Below are 16,724 nucleotides of genomic sequence, written 5' to 3'. Positions count from 1 at the left end.
TTGCACACTTCAAGACATTGATTTTATGGAATCATGTCGAAAATCATGCGCTGGATCATGGTGGCGGATATGACCGATATTTAATCGGGTTCCGCACGTCGTGGGCAATCACTGGATCGCTATCCCCCGCAGATTGCGGCTCGGGGTGCAGGCCGATCGCTCGCCGGTTTGCCCTTCCACGACATGTAGCGGGCAGTATGAAGCGATCCGCATGCGCGCCCTGTGCGCCCCATGCACAACAGGCTAGAAGCGCCCCTCCTCCAAATCAAATGGTCCACGCGTGAACAACCCGGAAGCGGTAACCAGACAAGAAGCGCTCGCGACCGAAAACGCGCGGCTGCGCGCGCTTTTCAACAGCGCCATCGACTTTGCGATGGTGGTCACCGATCCGGACGGGATCATCGTGGACTGGAACCCGGGCGCCGAACACGTGATGGGGTGGAGCGCGCAGGACATGTGCGGCAGCGACGCCGCCCGCTTCTTCACGCCCGAGGACCGCGCCGACGGCCGCCTCGAACACGAGATGCAGCAGGCGCTTCGCCATGGCCGCGCGACGGACGAACGCTGGCACCTGCGCCGCAATGGAGAGCGGTTCTGGGCATCGGGCGAGATGATGCCGCTGTTCGACGGCGGCACCCATCTCGGCTTCGTGAAGATCCTGCGCGACCGTACCGAGGAGCATCTGTCCGGCGCCGCCTTGCGACAGGCGCAATCGCGCTTCCAGACGATCACCGAGACGATCGATGCCGCCTTCGCCATCGTCGAGGTCAAGTTCGACGCCGAGGACCGGCCGATCGATTATCGCTTTGTCGAGGCCAACCCCGCCTTTGAACGCCAGGCCGGGGTCAATCTGCGCGGCAAATGGGTGACCGAGTTCGCGCCCGATCTGGAACAGTTCTGGTTCGACACTTACGGCCATGTCGCCAGCACCGGCGAGCCGGCCAATTTCGAAAGCTATGCCGAGGCGTTCGGCCGCTGGTTCGACGTGCGTGCGGTCCGGGTCGGCGATGCCGCGGACCGCCAGATCGCGATCCTGTTCAACGACGTCACCGCCAGGCGCGAGGCGGCGGAACGTCTGCGCATCAGCGAGGCACTGGCACGCGAGAATGTCGAGCGCGTGCAGCTTGCGCTGGAGGCCGGTGCGATCATCGGCACCTGGCACTGGGACCTGCCCAGCGACCAGTTCACCGTGGACGAGGCGTTCGCCCGCACCTTCGGCCTCGACCCCGCGCTCGGGCGCCAGGGCATTCCGCTCGCCCGGATCGTGGCCACGGTGCATCCCGACGATCAGGCCGGGCTGGCCGAGGCGATCAACGCCGTCATCGCGCGCGGCGGGGCCTATGCGCACCAATACCGCGTCCGCCGCGCCGATGGCCGCTATTACTGGATCGAGGCGAACGGACGCGTCGATCACGGCCGCGACGGCACGCCGCTCAGCTTTCCCGGGGTCCTGATCGACGTAGAGGAACGCCGCGCGGTCGAGGCGGAGCGCGACCGCGCCACGGCCGCCCTCCGCGCGCTGACCGATACGCTCGAACAGCGCGTGGTCGAGCGCACCGACGAGTTGATGCAGGCCGAGGAAAAGCTGCGCCAGTCGCAGAAGATGGAGGCGGTTGGCCAACTCACCGGCGGCCTGGCGCACGACTTCAACAACCTGCTCGCCGGTATTTCGGGCGCGCTGGAACTGATGGAAATCCGGCTTGCGCAGGGGCGCCTGACCGATCTCGACAAATATATGGCCGCGGCCCAGGGTGCGACGAAGCGCGCCGCAGCGCTCACCCACCGGCTGCTCGCCTTTTCGCGCCGCCAGACGCTCGATCCACGGCCGACCAATGTCGATACGCTGGTGGAGGGCATGATCGACCTTATCCAGCGCACCGTGGGGCCCGGCATCGCGGTGGCGACCGCGACGGCACCGTCCTTGTGGCCGGCGCTGGTCGATCCCAGCCAGTTGGAAAACGCCCTTCTCAACCTGTGCATCAACGCCCGCGACGCCATGCCCGATGGCGGCCGCATCACCATCGAGGCCGCCAACCAGCATCTCAATAGACAGGCAGCGCAGGCCTATGACATGCCCGAAGGCCAGTATCTGTCGCTCAGCGTCAGCGACACCGGCACCGGCATGCCGCCCGAGGTGATCGCCCGCGTCTTCGAACCGTTCTTCACCACCAAGCCGCTCGGCCAGGGCACCGGGCTGGGCCTGTCGATGATCTACGGCTTTGCCCGGCAATCGGGCGGGCAGGTCCGCATCCACTCGCATGTCGGCCAGGGCACCACGGTGCGGCTCTATCTGCCACGCTACGAAGGTACGGTGGCCGACGAGGAGAAGGTAAAGGACGCCACCCTTCCCAGCTTTGCGCGGGCGGGGCAGACGGTGCTCGTCGTCGATGACGAGGAAACCGTGCGGATGCTGGTGACCGACGTGCTCGGCGATCTTGGCTATAGCGTGATCGAGGCGACCGATGGTGTCGCCGGCCTCAGGATCCTGCGTTCCGACACCAGGATCGATCTGCTGGTCACCGATGTCGGCCTGCCCGGCGGGGTCAACGGGCGCCAGATGGCCGATGCCGGCCGCGCGGTACGCCCCGACCTGCGGACGCTGTTCATCACCGGCTACGCGGAAACCGCCGTCATCCGCAACGGCCAGTTAGAGCCTGGTATGCAGATCCTGACCAAGCCATTTGCCGTCGATGCACTGGCCGCACGCATCCGCGAGTTGATGAAGGATTGAGAAGCCGTTCGCCGATAGAGTGGATAGCGTCGCGATAGGAAGGGCTAGCGACGGACGCCTCCTTCCAGACCAAGAAAAAGGGGCAGGCCGGCATTTTGCCGACCTGCCCTGATCACCCCCTGCTTTACGGGCTGGAGCGGCTTTAGAACGCTAGATTGACACCGACGCGGAAGCGACGACCAAGCGCGTCATAGGTGGACGGATAGGTGTTGCCGCTGTTGAAGGCGGTCGCACCGATGGTGTTACCGACGTTCGGCGGATCACGGTCGAACAGATTTTCCACCAGGAAGGTGAAGGTCAGCACTTCGGTGATGTCGCCGCGGTAGGCCAGGTCGAAATAGTGATGCGGCTTGATCGACTGGAAAGCCGGCAGGATGTTCGCCGGACCGGCGTTCTGCGCCTGATCGACCGGCGGACGCTGGCCCGCCGGCAGAGCCACCGGCTCGACACGGGTACGGCCGATATAGCGCCACAGCAGCGACAACGACTGCCCTTCATAGCCACCGGTGATGCGGCTGTTCCACGACCAGCGCGGCTGGATCGATTCGCACGACACGCTGTAATAGCGCACGCATTCGCGGTTGATCGACGTCGGCGTCGCCTGGAAGCGGTTGCGGTCGGTATAATTGCCGTTGAACGCAACCGTCGCGTTCACCAGCCCCAGCTTGCGGCGATAGGCGAAGCCGAAATCGACGCCCGACACTTCGATCCGGCCCTGGTTGGTCTGCCGCAGGATCGGGCCGCGCGTCGTGCTGGCATCGCCCGACAGACCGCCGGTCAGCGGGTTGCGGAAGATGTTCTGACAGAAAGGCGACGTCGCGCTGGCCTGTGCGAAGCAGCCATCGATGATGTCCGACTGGGTCGGTGACGAGATCGCATCGCGCACGCGGATGCGGTACCAGTCCGCCGTCGCCGAGAAGCCGGGCAGGAAGCTGGGCTCAAGCACGACGCCAGCCGTGATCGTTGTCGCGACTTCGGGCGCGAGGGCCGTGTTGCCGACCGTCGTGATGTTGATCTGCCCTGCAGCTGGCGGTGCGATCGTACCGACGACCGAGGTCGGCAACCCCGCAGCGACCACCTGCGCTTCGCACAGGCCGATATAATTCGCCCCCCGTGCGGTCACCTGTGCCCGCGTACCCTGACAGGGATCGACGGCACGGTTGTTCAGGATCGTGTTCTGCGGCGCGAACAGTTCGAACAGGTTCGGCGCACGGACGGCGCGGGAGTAGAGGCCACGGAAGCGCACGTCGCGGATCGGTGCGTAGCTGCCACCCGCCTTGTACGTCCAGTTGCCACCAGTAGTGGAATAATCCGAGTAGCGGACGCCCGCTTCCACCGACAGCAAGTGCACGCCGGGGACGTTCTCGACCAGCGGCGCGTTCAACTCGCCATATACTTCCTTCGAGTTGTACTCACCCGATGCCGACACGAAGGCACCACCGGCACCCAGCACCGCGCCCGGCGTGGACGAGGGAAGATCGCCGCGCTGCGAACCGGCATAGCGGCGATATTCGGCACCAACGGCGATGCCGATCGGCTGCTCGGCCAGCGGGCTGGCAAAGCCCAGGTCGCCGCTGATCGATCCCTGCACGTCACCCAGTTCGGTGTCGGTAAAGGTGTTCGTTGCCACGTCGAGGAAGCTGAACATCGCCGGCGTGAAGCTGCCGGGTCCACCGAAGATGTTGATCGGCACGCAGCCCTGCGCCGACCCGGCCGGGCATGCCCGCAGGCCCTGCTGCAAGCGCTCGGCCAAGCCCTGCCGCGTCGAGGTGTTGGTGCGCGAGGATTCGCCGTACTGGCCGCTGATTTCCCAGTTCAGGGTCGATGTCAGCGCACCGCGTGCACCGGCCGTGATCTGGAAGGTGTTGGTGGTGAACTCGGTGACGCGCGGCCCGGCTTCGGTGAAACGGCGGGCGATGATCGCGTTGATCTCGGTTCCCGCGGCGATCGCGCTGGCGCAGTCGGTTCCTGCCGGCAGACCACCGGAAATCCCAACCGCCTGGGTGCATAGCTGGGTGCGCTGCGTCGGCGTCAGGAACTGGTTGTTCAGCGGAACGCGGAACTGGTTGAAGAAGCTGCCGCCAGGCGCAATGTTCTGCGTGATCCGCGACTTGGTGAAGAAGCCTTCGGTAAAAATCTCGATCGCCGGCGAGACTTCGTAGCGGGCAGACCCAAAGACGTTATAGCGCTCGGCGGGGGTCTGATACACGTTGAGCGGCTGGAAGTTGAAGTCGCTCAGCCCATTCACGATGGTCCCGGTCGCCGGATCGAAGCGCGCCGCGGGGAACGGAAACAGGATGCTGGCCGGGTTCGCCGCGGAACTGCCCTGCGGCAGACCCGTGGTGGAAGACAGCGATACGCGCCCCAGGTCGCGTTCGCCCTGCAGCACCGCATTCGACTTCAGATAGCCCAGACCAAGGACGACATTGCCGCGGCCGCCATCCAGATTGGCGCCGACCAGCAGATCGGTACGATAGTTGCGACCGTCGCCGCGCTCGGTGATGCCGTAGTTGCCCGACAGGTTCACGCCCGAAAAATTGCGCTTGGTCACGAAGCTGACCACGCCGGCAACGGCATCGGCACCGTACACGCTCGATGCGCCGCCCGTGAACACATCCACGCGATCGATCAGGGCGACCGGGATCACGTTGGTGTCGACTACGAGATTGAGTTGCGCCGGTACCACGCGGCGACCGTTGATCAGCACCAGGTTACGGTTGGTACCCAAATTGCGCAGGTTGGTAGTCGCCGAGCCATTGGCACCATTGTTGACCTGCGTGCCGATGCCGGGTGCAGTACCAGGCAATTGGCGAAGAAATTCTTCCGCCGATTGCGGCTGGCGCAGATTGATTTCTTCCGAAGTGACCGCGGAAACCGGGCTCGACAACACTAGGTTGGGATTGCTGATCCGCGAGCCGGTGACGATGATATCCTGGCCACCATTGGCCTCGTCCATTTTACCGTCTTCCGGGGTCGCATCCTGACGGACATTCTCGACCGGGACGGTCTGCGCGAACACTGGTTGTACCAGCGCCAGCGAGCCGAACAACAACGTGGATGCCAGAAGGCGTGATCGGGTGTCGATGTTCATGCAATTCCCCACTTTCGCTCCTGCTATCAGAGCTGTTTTTTGCGATCGGCAGCGCGACCAATGGGGCAATTAGAATTGCAAAAACTTGCACGGCAATATCTATGTAGAGGCCTTCTTTTGTTTAAAGCAGATATGTTGCAGCTTCGTCACACAATCTTACCACCACTATGATGAGGTTACCGGGCTTTAACGTCAGAAAACATGACCTTTTCCATTTTACGAAAAGTCTATCCTGCTGAAAAATATTGTTATATTTTTTTGTTTTTCCGATAAGTCATGTTTACTGGCTAAATTTTATCAATCGGTATGGATTGCTGTCACATATTATATTTGCCGAACGCAAAAGGCGTTGAAGCAGCTTTAAATCGCCCGACTTGATCATCTTCGATGCAGCCAGACGCCGAAAATAGATGCTCCGGTGCAGCTAACGTGCCGGTCTGATAGATATCTACGAGGAACTCGCCAACGCCTCCATTTCGATGCGCCGTGCGAGATGCCGCTTCAGCCGGGCCAGTCCAGGCGGTGTCCATCCCTGCGGCTGGGTCACCGCAGTCCAGGCATCGACATAATGCTCAGGGGCATAGACATGGCCGTGCCCCATCGGCGTCGTCGTCCCGATCGCCATGTCCAGTCCCAGTTGCAGGAAGGTCACCAGCGGATACCAGCGCAGCGACGCGGATACGTCGGGCCCGCGCGGCCCGCTCAACCAGGCGGGAGGGCGAAACGCGGACCGCGTCTCGAAAAAGGTGATCGGGTCGCTGGCATATTGCAGATAGACGATCCGCATCGGCCCCCAGGGTGCCGGTGTCTGTTGTACCGTGTGGCCCTGTCCGGTGAAGCGGATCACCGATCCGTCGCGAAACCGCGGCAGCCAGGCGGGTGATCCGGGCACACGATCCCGCGTCGCTTGCAGCCATGTCCGGCTCTGGAAGGGCGGACCGCTCCACAACGCGCCCTGGTGCGGATCGCCGATCACGTCGAACAGATCGGCCGACAGGTCCGAATTGAGCGCGCCCAGGCTCAAACCGTGCAGGTACAGGCGCGGCCGGCGGTCCCGCGGCAGGCGGTGCCAATGGTCATAGACCTTGCGGAACAGCGCACGGGCGGTGTCGGCGCCGTAGGTCGGCTCGACCATCAGTGCCAGCCAGCTCGGCATATAGGAATATTGCACGGCCACCGTCGCCACGTCGCCGCGGTGGAGATATTCCAGCGGCATCTGGCTTGCAGGATCCAGCCACCCTGTCCCGGTCGGCGTCGTCACGACCAGCACGGAGCGCTCGAACGCCCCGACCCGCTGCATCTCGGCCAGAGCCAGCGCGGCGCGGGCCTCGATCGTTTCGGCGGATTGCAGGCCGACATAGATGCGCAGCGGCTCCATTGCCGGCTGCCCGGTGAAGCGCGCGATCTGCGCGCCCGTCGCCCCGACCGAGACGGCTTCGCGCCCCATACGCCCAAGGTCTGCCCAGCGCAGCAGCGAGGCTGCGCTGCCGGTCTTGCGGGGATCCACGGGCTGTTCCAGCCCGTCCTCGACATGCGCATCGAGCTGCCGATAGGAGGAGTCGAGCGCACGAAGCCCTGCACGCAGCAACACCCCGTTGCCGACCGCCCAGAACAGCATCAGCGCCACAACGATCCCGGCGATCGCCGACACCCGCCGCGGCGCTACGCGGTCCAGCAGGTGCGTGACGCCGCGTGCCATCGCCTTGAACACCCGCGCCAACAGGATCGCCACGACCGCGATCGATGTCGCCACGCCCCCGACCAGCATCGGCCGCGCGCTATCCACCGCATCCATGCCCATCGGCAGGCGGACGGAATTCTGCCACGCGGATGCATGCCACAGGAAAAATCCGGCGATCACGACGCAGACCAGAGCAGCCCCGACCTTGGCCCACCGCCCGATCCGGCTCTCGTCCCATGCCGGCAAATGCAAAAACCGCCATCCCGCCCTGAGCGCCACGCCGATGCCGTATCCAAGTGCAAAGGCAACGCCGGACAACAGCCCCTGAAGCAGCGCCCCACGCGGCACTAGGCTCGGCGTCAACGAAGCCGCAAAGAACAGCGTGCCCAACCACAGACCCGACCCGCACAACGAAAAGAGGAACCGCGCGGGCAAGCGGTGTAGAGCGTCAGGCATATCCATGACGCTTCCTAACCGTCATGGTCCATGATGACGATCGTCGAGCCGCAAGGATGGCGGGATCGCCATCCCCCCGGCCATGATGATCAGTTTACGACCGAAAGCTGTACCGGTGCCGGCACCCTGCCGACGTGCGCGTCCACCTTTCCGACAGGCAAATCTTTGTAGCGCCTTGCGCGTACCGCACCACCCGGGCTTGCCATGTTCAGGTACATGCCATGCGGCTCGGTATCTTCCACCACCAGCGCCTTCGCGCCGATCATGCACCCTTCGGCAATCGTCACGCCCTGGTTGATCGTCACGTCCGCCATCACCCAGGATCCTTCCTTGATGGTGATGGGCGCCACGATGATCAGAGGGGAGGAACGGCGCTTCCAATCACCAAAAGGATGAGAACTGGTGGTGAAAGTGACACCAGAGGCGACACGGGCATTGTCTTCAATCGTCAACCGGGCCGAGCCGTCATAGCGGGCAAAGCTGTTGAGCATTGCATTTCGACCCATGACCACATCCGCCGAGGCCAACCAGCATGAGTGGCGAACCGTCGCCGTTGGGTGGATCTTTGCGCCAATGAAATTCAACAGGAACCGACGCATGCGATCAGAAAGGAAGCGCGACCCCTGCACACGCAGGACTACAGAGCGAAATTTCGTCCGCTTCCAACCTTCACCAGACATTTTACAAAACTCTCCCTAGCTTCATCCCCTAAATGCCTGTTTACGTTTCATTAAGCATTATCAAGCATCAAATCACGATAGCGTGATTTCGGTCGCCACGACTTGCCGGAAAGCGTCCGGATCGGAACCAACCGTGCGTTCGCGTTTCGCGCGGCACCCCCACGTCACAACCCTGAAATATGTTACCGGCGGCCTCTTGCACCCCATTCCCGAATTGGTACGTTAACCATCCAAGGCGAAAACGCTGGGAGAGGACAGGATGCGCATTTTCAATTACCCTGATGCTGAACAGCATCCCTTTGGCGCACATGGCGTGCTGCTGGCGCTGCCGATCGCGGCGGCGCTGTGGGCATGCATCATCGCGACGATTTTCTGACGCCTTACCTGCAGGAACGGCACCACCGGGTTTGATGCGATCTCCCCGGTGGGCATCATCGCCGTTACGAGGCCCGGTATATCTTGATCCGGTATTTCGTCGTGTCAGTTCCGATCGCATTCTTGTTCGGCCCGACAACGACCGAGACGATATCCCCCTGTTTGATCGACAGGTTCTTCAGGTTCATGTCGTAGTGGCGGGCAACCGTCGTTGCGAACACGGTTTGCGCATTGACCTGAACCTGCAGGTCTATGCCGTCATCCGACGTTTCTACGACATCCCAGACCGCTTGAATGTCGAAGCGCCCCTCATGCGGCGACGTATAGCGCAGCACCGCCTTGTACGCGTCGGGTGAGCCCCCGGTGTTATAGTCAACCGGACCTACCGTATTGGCGTTGATGTTGAACGGTCGCAGCCAGTCGATGCCGATATAGGGCATCCAGTCGGAACTGCTGATCTCGCCTCCGCCCTGGGTATAGGCCATGTCATAGGCCTGGCGGCGCACAGCATAGGAAAAATAGGACCAGGGCCCCTCGAACCGGGTTTCACCGGACAGGGAATTGGTGAAGTCGAACTGGTCATAGCTGTCCGCAACCAGCCTGATATCGCCGAAACTGACATTCTGGCCGTAAGCCAGAGGCTGGTCGCTGACGATGATGATCGGCGAACGTTGCTCGATCGCGGCAGGTGTGGCGATCTCAAGCCCTTGCGCATTGTAGAAGCGCGCCGGGACCTTCACGCTGAGCGAGCGCGGTTCGCCCCATACCACCATCGCATTCTGGCCGAACTGATAGGCGTAGGTGAAATCGTCCACCGCGATCCGGCGTCCTGCACCTTTGGCGAGAACCTGTTGCGACATCACCTTGAACGCCTGCCCCGGGGCAGAAGATCGCCGGCAAAGCTCGCCAGAGCGACATTCTTGTACCAGATGTTGGACGGGCCACCCTGTTGGCGAAGCGCATACCAATCGGCTTCCGCCACACCCGCGCTCGCCATGACGGCGATACTCTTCACCAGATAATTGGCGGTGTCCGGTATGCTGTCGAGTTCCTGCGCAAACTCGGTGACATGGATCGGCTTGGCTGCGGCACCCATTGCTGCGCGCAGAACGCCCAGTTGCTTGGCAAGCTGCTCCGGATCGGTGGTATAGGGATGCACGACGATGCCATCCATGTAATCCAGCGCACCCATGCCGAACAGCGGCTTGAAATAGCCCACCGGTATGGCCATCCCCGCGCCGCCCAGGATCTTCACGTCGGGGTGCGATGCCTTGACCGCGCGGTACACCGTCTTGAGCGTCTCGAAATAATAACGCTGTCTGGCGCCATAGCCTTCGTCGCGCACAGGGCCGCTGACGAAGTTGAAAGCGTTGTATTCGTTGCCGATCTCGATCGTTTTGACCTTGGGAAAGCGATCCAGCGTCGCGACGATGTACTTGGCATAGGCCGCCCGGCCCTGATCGGTATGCGGCGTCTTGCCGCCATCATAAAGCGGGTTGGTGTCGTCGAACAGCAGCGTCACGGGGAAGCCGTTGTTGATGACCGTTTCCATCCATTTCGACCCTGGCGAGGTGAACTGGTACACACCCGGCGTCTTTTCGATCTCGGTCCAGGCGACACCGTCGCGCACTGCCATGACGCCGATCGAACGCGCCGTTTGCAAGATCGAGAAATCCCAGGCCTGCTGCCCGAATGCCGTTGCCGCGCCCAGAACCATCGTGTTGGGCCCGACCGGTGTCGGAGCGGCAGGCGCGGGTGTCGGGGTGGGAGCGGGCGCAGGTGCGGGCACCACGACGACCCCGGTGGGGTCTGCCGCAACGTCCTCCTCGGCGCCGCTTCCACCGCCGCACCCGCCAAGTAGGAGGAGGCCAAGTATCCCAAAAGCCGGTCGAAGGTTACGCATTGATAATCCAGCAAAGATTGCTGGATCAGAATTAGGCCCACGTGTTTAAGATAGCGTTGACAATGCATTGCCGCAGATACGGCGGCATGAGCCGTAATTTATGGTCAGGAAAGATTGTCGATCCCGAACCAGCGCAACGGCTCCTGCCCGGACTGCGCGCCTATCCAGGTATAGGGCACGTCGCGCCACGACCGGATCGCATCGGCCCGGCTGTCCAGAACCAGATCGCCGGACGAGGTGCGCGCCACAAGCACGACATGCAGGCCAAGGCGCCGGGCATGCACCACTCCAAGGAACAGTCGATCGGCAGGGAAGCCCGCCTTGATGAGCTGCTGCCGCTTTTCGATCGCGATGTCTTCGCAGTCGCCGACCGGCTTGGCATGCGCTCCCGCCGGCATCCAAAGATCGGCACGGCCATAGGTGCGGGTGTCCGCTTCCTGCCGCACCACACGGTTCGTCCGGCGGTTGATCCGGTCCAGCACATGCAGATTTTCGAGGATGCCGTCATCGATGCCGGCCCCGGCATGGATCGACCCGGCATTGGTGCAGAGTTCGGGCTGCGCTCCGCACATCGCGGCGAAACCCCTGGGCGGGGTAATCTCCTGCGCAAGCGCCATGAAAGAAGCCTGCGGCCCGCGCGCCGTGGCGGGAAATACCCACAGGCCGATCAGCCCGGCCGCGAAAGCGACCGATCGCATGGTCCGGCGGGGCAAAAGCCCTCCGCTGGATCGGTGTCCCCGACGCGTTGCCGCGCCTGTTGCCAGGATGTTGCAATCGCTCATGATTGCCCGAGCGTATCGGCTGGAGGTTACCGAAGCGTACCGATCGACGGTTAGCGTCAATGGTTACCAAGTCGTTCCTGTCCCAAGGATGGACAGAGCAGCGGGCTTTGCCCTTGCCGCCCGCTCGACAAGGATGATAAGAACGTGAAAAATCACATCATATTGGATTGTGAAAACCGGTTGCCTCCCCGTCGGGCGCTGGTTGCTTGCTGCGATCAATAATGGCGCGTCACTCAACGGAAGCTTTTGCGTATGCGTATCTTGATGGCCTTGGTCGCACTAACGAGCCTGGCGAGTGCACATCCTGCGCTCGCATCCGGTCAGATGACCGCGCCGCGCACGGCAACGCCCGGCACCACCACCGCCGACCCTGCCACCACCGCCAACAGCCCTGCCCGTGCAGCGGTGGCGCGCGCGGAAGCCGGGCAGGCCACGCCCGTTTCGGCCGGTAACGACTACACGCTCGGCGTGGCGGACAAGGTTCGCGTCATCATCTTCGACGAACCGTCGCTCTCCGGCGAATTTTTCGTCAATGCCAATGGCCGGTTGTCGCTGCCCCTGATCGGCGACGTCGATGCAGCAGGCGTCAATACCACCAGTCTTGCCGCCACCATCCAGGAAAAGCTGGCCGATGGCTATCTTCGCCAGCCGCGGGTCAGCATAGATGTTCTGACGTTCCGCCCCTATTACATCCTTGGTGAAGTCAACAAGCCCGGTGAATATCCCTATTCTTCCGGACTGACCGTGCTCAATGCCGTGGCGACCGCCGAGGGATTTACCTACCGGGCAAGCAAGAAGTCCGTCGTTATCAAACACGCTGGAGAAAGCACCGAAGAAAAGGTAGATCTTTCTCCGGATCTGCGGGTGCGTCCCGGCGACACTATTCGTATCCGCGAGCGGTTGTTCTGATCGATTATTTTACAGGCGGCGTTTCCGGGAACTATTAGCAGGGAACTTTTAAGTCGCTTGCGCACTTTACAAGCGGGGTTCTTCCGTTCCAAAATTGGACGAAATCACAACTCGTTGAGATTGTGGTTTGGTTCGATGTGTGGGAGGGGCTGCTGAAATAGGGGACTAGCCATGCGTAAGTTTTTCCTGGGAATGGCGGCCACGATGTCCGTCATCGGGGGCAGTGGTGCCGCGCAGATTCCGGTTGCACCTGCGTTGCCAGCACTGGCCGCGAACGATCCGAACGTCATCGCATTGTACACCGATATCATGCGCACCATCGCAGGCGTTCCCGCGGCGGCAGGCCGCGAACAGGCGGAAGCGCAGATCGCCTATACGGTCGATCAGAGCGAGGAAAACTGCCGTGTGGTGGTGGCGGCACTCCGCCAGGCACTGGGCACGCCGCGTCAGGCAAAGCCGATCACGCTGGCACTTCGTGACGTACTCAGCCGGGCGATCCGGTGCGAACCCTATGGTACTGCGGCCCCCGGGGGCAGTGCAGGAACCCTGGCGCAGGGTCCGGTGGTGGGTATCGGTGGTGGTGGCACCTCCAACTACTCGACCTTCTGATCCATGCCTTTCATGACAGGTAATTTGATGCGGCTGCCCCTTGTTGCCCTGATGGGCGTGTTGACCATGCCGCTCGCCCTCGGTGCAGCACAGGCGCAAACGATCGAGGACAATCTGATCCTCCCCAACCTGCCGCTCGAATATGATCGCGGCCGGAACGTCAGCGTCCTTCAGCGCGAACGGCCGGAATATCAGGCACAAGGGATTCGGGCCGGATCGTTCCTGGTCTATCCGCGCCTCGAACTGAGCGGCGGTTTCACTGACAACGCCTATCAGATCGAGAATGACAAGCAGAGCGATGCTTATGCGATCATCGCGCCGTCGGTCGCCGCCAACAGCAACTGGGCCACGCACGAATTCAATCTCAGCGCCGGGGCGCGGCTGCGCCGCTTCGCCAGCGAGACGCCCCGGAACGAGACCAACTACACGATCGATGCCAATGGCCGCCTCGATGCGACGCGCACGCTAACCTTCAACGGCCTGCTGCGCACCGCCCGCGCCACGGAGCCGCGTTCGTCTGCCGCCTCGCCGCAGGATGCCGCAGAGGCGATCCAGTTCCAGCAGACCACCGCCAGCGTCGGCAGCGCCTTTGCCGGATCGCGGATTCGCGGCCAGGTGGCGGTCACGGTCGACGAGTTCAGCTTTTCCGACGTGCGTGCCTTCTCGGGTGCACGGATCAGCCAGGCCAATCGTGATCAGACGCTGTTCCGCACCACCGCCCGCGGCGAATATGCGGTGTCGCCCGATACGTCGGTGTTCCTCCAGGGCGGTTTCGTCGATACCGATTATCGCCGCCCGCTGTCGATCGGTGTTGCCAATCGCGATTCCAAGGAATTCAGCATCATCGGCGGGGCCAGCTTCGACCTGTCGTCGCTGATCCGTGGCGGCATCGGCATCGGCTATGTCAGCCGTAACTACGATGCCCGGATCTACCAGGATATTTCGGGCCTCGCGGCCGAAGCGCGTCTGGAATATTTCATGACGCAACTCACCACCATCGGACTGAACGTGCGCCGCACGGTGCAAGACAGCTTCTTCGGCACGAGCAGCGGCTTCTTCGCGACCGCCGCGGCGCTGCGCGTCGACCACGAACTCTACCGCAACGTGCTGTTGAACGCACAGATCGGCTATGAGCAGGACGATTTCGTCAACAACAGCGGCAAGTCCAAGATCCTGCGCTACAGCGCGGGCGGCCGGTATCTGCTCAACCGCAATGTCGGTCTGGGACTGCTGGTCGGCCGGGACAACCGCTCCACATCGGGTTCGGCCGCGCTGCAATCGTTCGACGAGACGCGCGCGCTGTTTTCCGTCGTTCTCCAGCGTTGATGCTGGCGTCGCCCAAAGGACCTTCGCGACCGTATGAATAGACATTCCCCGCAGGCCGAGCACGACGATGCCAGCCGCTTCGACCAGTCACGTCATCTGGGGCGACGTGCGGTCACCTTACGGTCGGTGGGTGATGCCATCCGGCGTCGCTGGATCATCGTGGTCGCCTGCGCGCTGACGGTTTTTGCGATTGCGCTGGGCACGGCGCTGATGCTGACGCCCAAATACGACGCCTTTGCCAAGGTGCGGATCACGCCCAACGCGGCCTCCCCGCTCGACTTCGGCAACGGCACGGAACAGCCCGCGGATCAGACCGCGGTCAATACCGAGGTGCAGGTGATCGGATCGCGCAACACGGCGCGCCAGGTCGTCACGCAGCTCGACCTGAACCGCGATCCGGAATTTGCCGGCGAAGGCCCGGCCGGAACCGCGATCGAGCGTGCGACCAGCAACGTACTGGACAGCCTCAAGATCAATCGCGACGAGAAGAGCTATCTCGTCCATATCGGCATCCGCTCCGTCGATCCCACCAAGGCCGCCAAGATCGCCAACACCTATGCCAGCACCTATGTCGCTGGCACGGCAGACAATCTGATGGGCACGGCGGCCAAGCAGTCGACGTCGATCCAAAACCGGCTGCGCGAACTGGGTGCCGAGGTACAGGCCGCCGATGCGCGTCTGGCCGCCTATCGGGCGCAGAGCGGCATCAGCCAGACCGGCCAGGCCGGCACCATCACCGACCAGCAGATCGCGCCGCTGTCGATGCAGCTCGCCACCGCGGAGTCCGAGGCCGCTGCGGCTCGGTCCGCCCTGTCGGTGGCCGAACGGCAGAGCGCGACCGGCGGTACGGACGCAATTTCGGCGGTGCTGTCGTCCAGCGTCATCGCCGATCTCCGGCGCCAGCGTACCGAGGCGGAGAAGCGGCGTGCCGAACTGAGCGCACGCTATGGCCCGCGCTATCCCTTGTCGGTGCAGATCGCCCAGCAGATCGAGTCGCTCGACGAACAGATCAAGCAGGAGGCGCAGCGCGTCGTTGGCGGGCTGCGCAGCCAGGCACTGTCGGCGGAAGCCCGGGCCAACAGCTTGCGGGGCCGGTTGAATACGTTGCAGCGGGGCGTGGCACGCGACGATCAGGCCTCCGTCATGGCGGGCAGCCTGGAGCGTGATGCCGAGGCGAAACGTACGGCCTACACCCGTCTGGCCCAAGCCGCGCAGCAATCGACCCAGGCGCAGCGTGTATCGGCACCGCAGGCGAGCATCGTCGAAAATGCGACGGTTCCGACACGTCCGACCTTTCCGAAGGTGAAGGCGTTCGCTGCGGCGGGGCTGCTGATCGGCATCGTTGTCGGTCTGGGCGCGGTGCTGTTGTCCGAGGGCCTGAGCTCGACCATCCGCAAGCCGGAGGACATCGAGACGCTGCTCGGCCTCTCGTTCGTCGCCTCCATCCCGCGGCTGCCCGGCCGGTCGCGGCTGCGCGGCAAGCGCACCTCCAACCCGGCCAGGACGCTCGTCTCCAAGCCGATGACCGTCTATGCCGAGGCTTATCGCGCAGTCCGCTCGTTCATCGCGACGACCGACCAAGCGGAACCCGCGCGGGTGATCGCACTGGCCTCGACGTTGCCCGGCGAGGGCAAAACCACCAGTTCGCTGTCGCTGGCACGCGTCATGGCGATGAGCGGGGACCGCGTCCTGCTGATCGACTGCGACGTGCGCCGCGCCGGGGTTCTGCGCGCGCTGGACCGCACGGTGGAAACCGGCCTCACCGACGTCCTGGAAGGCCGTACCACCATGGCAAAGGCGGTGGTGCGCGACGAGGTCGAGGGGCTGGACATGCTGCTGGTCCAGGGATCGTTGTTCACCCCCACCGACCTGTTCGGCAGCGGCCGGATGGAAGCGCTGCTGGCCGAGGCACGCGCCGCCTATGATTATGTCATCCTCGACACCCCGCCGCTGCTGGGCATTGCGGACGCGCGTACGCTGGTCGGTCTGGCCGATGCGGTGATGCTGGTCATCAAGTGGAACGCGACGCCGATCGCCGCGGTCGACGCTGCGCTTGCAGGGCTGGAGCATGGCCAGGGTCATGTGCTGGGCGCGGTGATGACGATGGTCGATCACCGGTCGGAGGCGATGGGCGGCCTGTATTATTCTGCCCGCTACTCGTCCTATTACAACGAATAGGAA

At 63.1% G+C, this 16,724-nt stretch carries 11 protein-coding genes; 5 read left to right on the top strand and 6 right to left on the bottom strand.

Annotation, left to right across the window (positions count from 1 at the left end):
* Positions 1-280: 280 nt before the first annotated feature.
* Positions 281-2,731, top strand: a complete 2,451-nt coding sequence (locus NPJ82_RS17450) for a PAS domain S-box protein (protein WP_342659342.1) — start codon at positions 281-283, stop codon at positions 2,729-2,731.
* 142 nt (positions 2,732-2,873) lie between these two features.
* Here the strand turns inward: NPJ82_RS17450 and NPJ82_RS17445 are convergent, their stop codons facing one another.
* The 6 genes from NPJ82_RS17445 to NPJ82_RS17420 form a co-directional block, all read right to left on the bottom strand.
* On the bottom strand, positions 2,874-5,822 hold the full coding sequence (locus tag NPJ82_RS17445) for a TonB-dependent receptor (protein ID WP_342659341.1): 2,949 nt from the start codon (positions 5,820-5,822) through the stop codon (positions 2,874-2,876).
* 448 nt (positions 5,823-6,270) lie between these two features.
* Complete coding sequence (locus NPJ82_RS17440) at positions 6,271-7,866, bottom strand: alpha/beta-hydrolase family protein (RefSeq protein ID WP_342659340.1); 1,596 nt, start codon at positions 7,864-7,866, stop codon at positions 6,271-6,273.
* A gap of 182 nt (positions 7,867-8,048) precedes the next feature.
* A complete protein-coding gene (locus NPJ82_RS17435; RefSeq protein ID WP_160146857.1) occupies positions 8,049-8,558 on the bottom strand; it encodes an acyltransferase in 510 nt (169 codons plus the stop codon).
* A gap of 521 nt (positions 8,559-9,079) precedes the next feature.
* Positions 9,080-9,829, bottom strand: coding sequence for a hypothetical protein (locus tag NPJ82_RS17430; RefSeq protein WP_342659339.1), 750 nt, complete (start codon positions 9,827-9,829; stop codon positions 9,080-9,082).
* Positions 9,830-9,873: 44 nt separating this feature from the next.
* Positions 9,874-10,650 (bottom strand): hypothetical protein, encoded by a 777-nt coding sequence (locus NPJ82_RS17425; protein WP_342659338.1) that lies wholly within the window; start codon positions 10,648-10,650, stop codon positions 9,874-9,876.
* Between the two features lie 371 nt (positions 10,651-11,021).
* Complete coding sequence (locus NPJ82_RS17420; protein ID WP_267347433.1) at positions 11,022-11,615, bottom strand: transglutaminase-like cysteine peptidase; 594 nt, start codon at positions 11,613-11,615, stop codon at positions 11,022-11,024.
* Positions 11,616-11,951: 336 nt separating this feature from the next.
* Here NPJ82_RS17420 and NPJ82_RS17415 point away from each other — a divergent pair, with 336 nt between their 5' ends.
* From NPJ82_RS17415 to NPJ82_RS17400, 4 genes are all read left to right on the top strand, one after another.
* Positions 11,952-12,608 (top strand): polysaccharide biosynthesis/export family protein, encoded by a 657-nt coding sequence (locus tag NPJ82_RS17415; protein ID WP_342659337.1) that lies wholly within the window; start codon positions 11,952-11,954, stop codon positions 12,606-12,608.
* Positions 12,609-12,779: 171 nt separating this feature from the next.
* On the top strand, positions 12,780-13,217 hold the full coding sequence (locus tag NPJ82_RS17410; RefSeq protein WP_342659336.1) for a hypothetical protein: 438 nt from the start codon (positions 12,780-12,782) through the stop codon (positions 13,215-13,217).
* A 27-nt stretch (positions 13,218-13,244) separates the two neighbouring features.
* Positions 13,245-14,543 carry an outer membrane beta-barrel protein gene (locus NPJ82_RS17405; RefSeq protein ID WP_160146855.1) on the top strand — a complete coding sequence of 433 codons (1,299 nt, stop codon included), beginning with the start codon at positions 13,245-13,247 and terminating at the stop codon, positions 14,541-14,543.
* Positions 14,544-14,576: 33 nt separating this feature from the next.
* Positions 14,577-16,721, top strand: a complete 2,145-nt coding sequence (locus tag NPJ82_RS17400) for a polysaccharide biosynthesis tyrosine autokinase (protein ID WP_267347436.1) — start codon at positions 14,577-14,579, stop codon at positions 16,719-16,721.
* Positions 16,722-16,724: the final 3 nt, after the last annotated feature.

This window comes from Sphingomonas sp. NY01, from assembly GCF_038809135.1.
Lineage (GTDB): Bacteria > Pseudomonadota > Alphaproteobacteria > Sphingomonadales > Sphingomonadaceae > Sphingomonas > Sphingomonas carotinifaciens.
The sequence above is the reverse complement of the archived record's forward strand: the minus strand, read 5'-3'. Positions and strand labels throughout refer to the sequence as shown.

Bases quoted from the DNA above. Each gene is read 5' to 3' on its own strand.
- NPJ82_RS17445 (WP_342659341.1), bottom strand. From the start codon at position 5,822: ATGAACATCGACACCCGATCACGCCTTCTGGCATCCACGTTGTTGTTC.
- NPJ82_RS17435 (WP_160146857.1), bottom strand. From the start codon at position 8,558: ATGCGTCGGTTCCTGTTGAATTTCATTGGCGCAAAGATCCACCCAACG.
- NPJ82_RS17425 (WP_342659338.1), bottom strand. From the start codon at position 10,650: ATGGCAGTGCGCGACGGTGTCGCCTGGACCGAGATCGAAAAGACGCCG.
- NPJ82_RS17420 (WP_267347433.1), bottom strand. From the start codon at position 11,615: ATGCGATCGGTCGCTTTCGCGGCCGGGCTGATCGGCCTGTGGGTATTT.
- NPJ82_RS17415 (WP_342659337.1), top strand. From the start codon at position 11,952: ATGCGTATCTTGATGGCCTTGGTCGCACTAACGAGCCTGGCGAGTGCA.
- NPJ82_RS17410 (WP_342659336.1), top strand. From the start codon at position 12,780: ATGCGTAAGTTTTTCCTGGGAATGGCGGCCACGATGTCCGTCATCGGG.
- NPJ82_RS17405 (WP_160146855.1), top strand. From the start codon at position 13,245: ATGCGGCTGCCCCTTGTTGCCCTGATGGGCGTGTTGACCATGCCGCTC.
- NPJ82_RS17400 (WP_267347436.1), top strand. From the start codon at position 14,577: ATGAATAGACATTCCCCGCAGGCCGAGCACGACGATGCCAGCCGCTTC.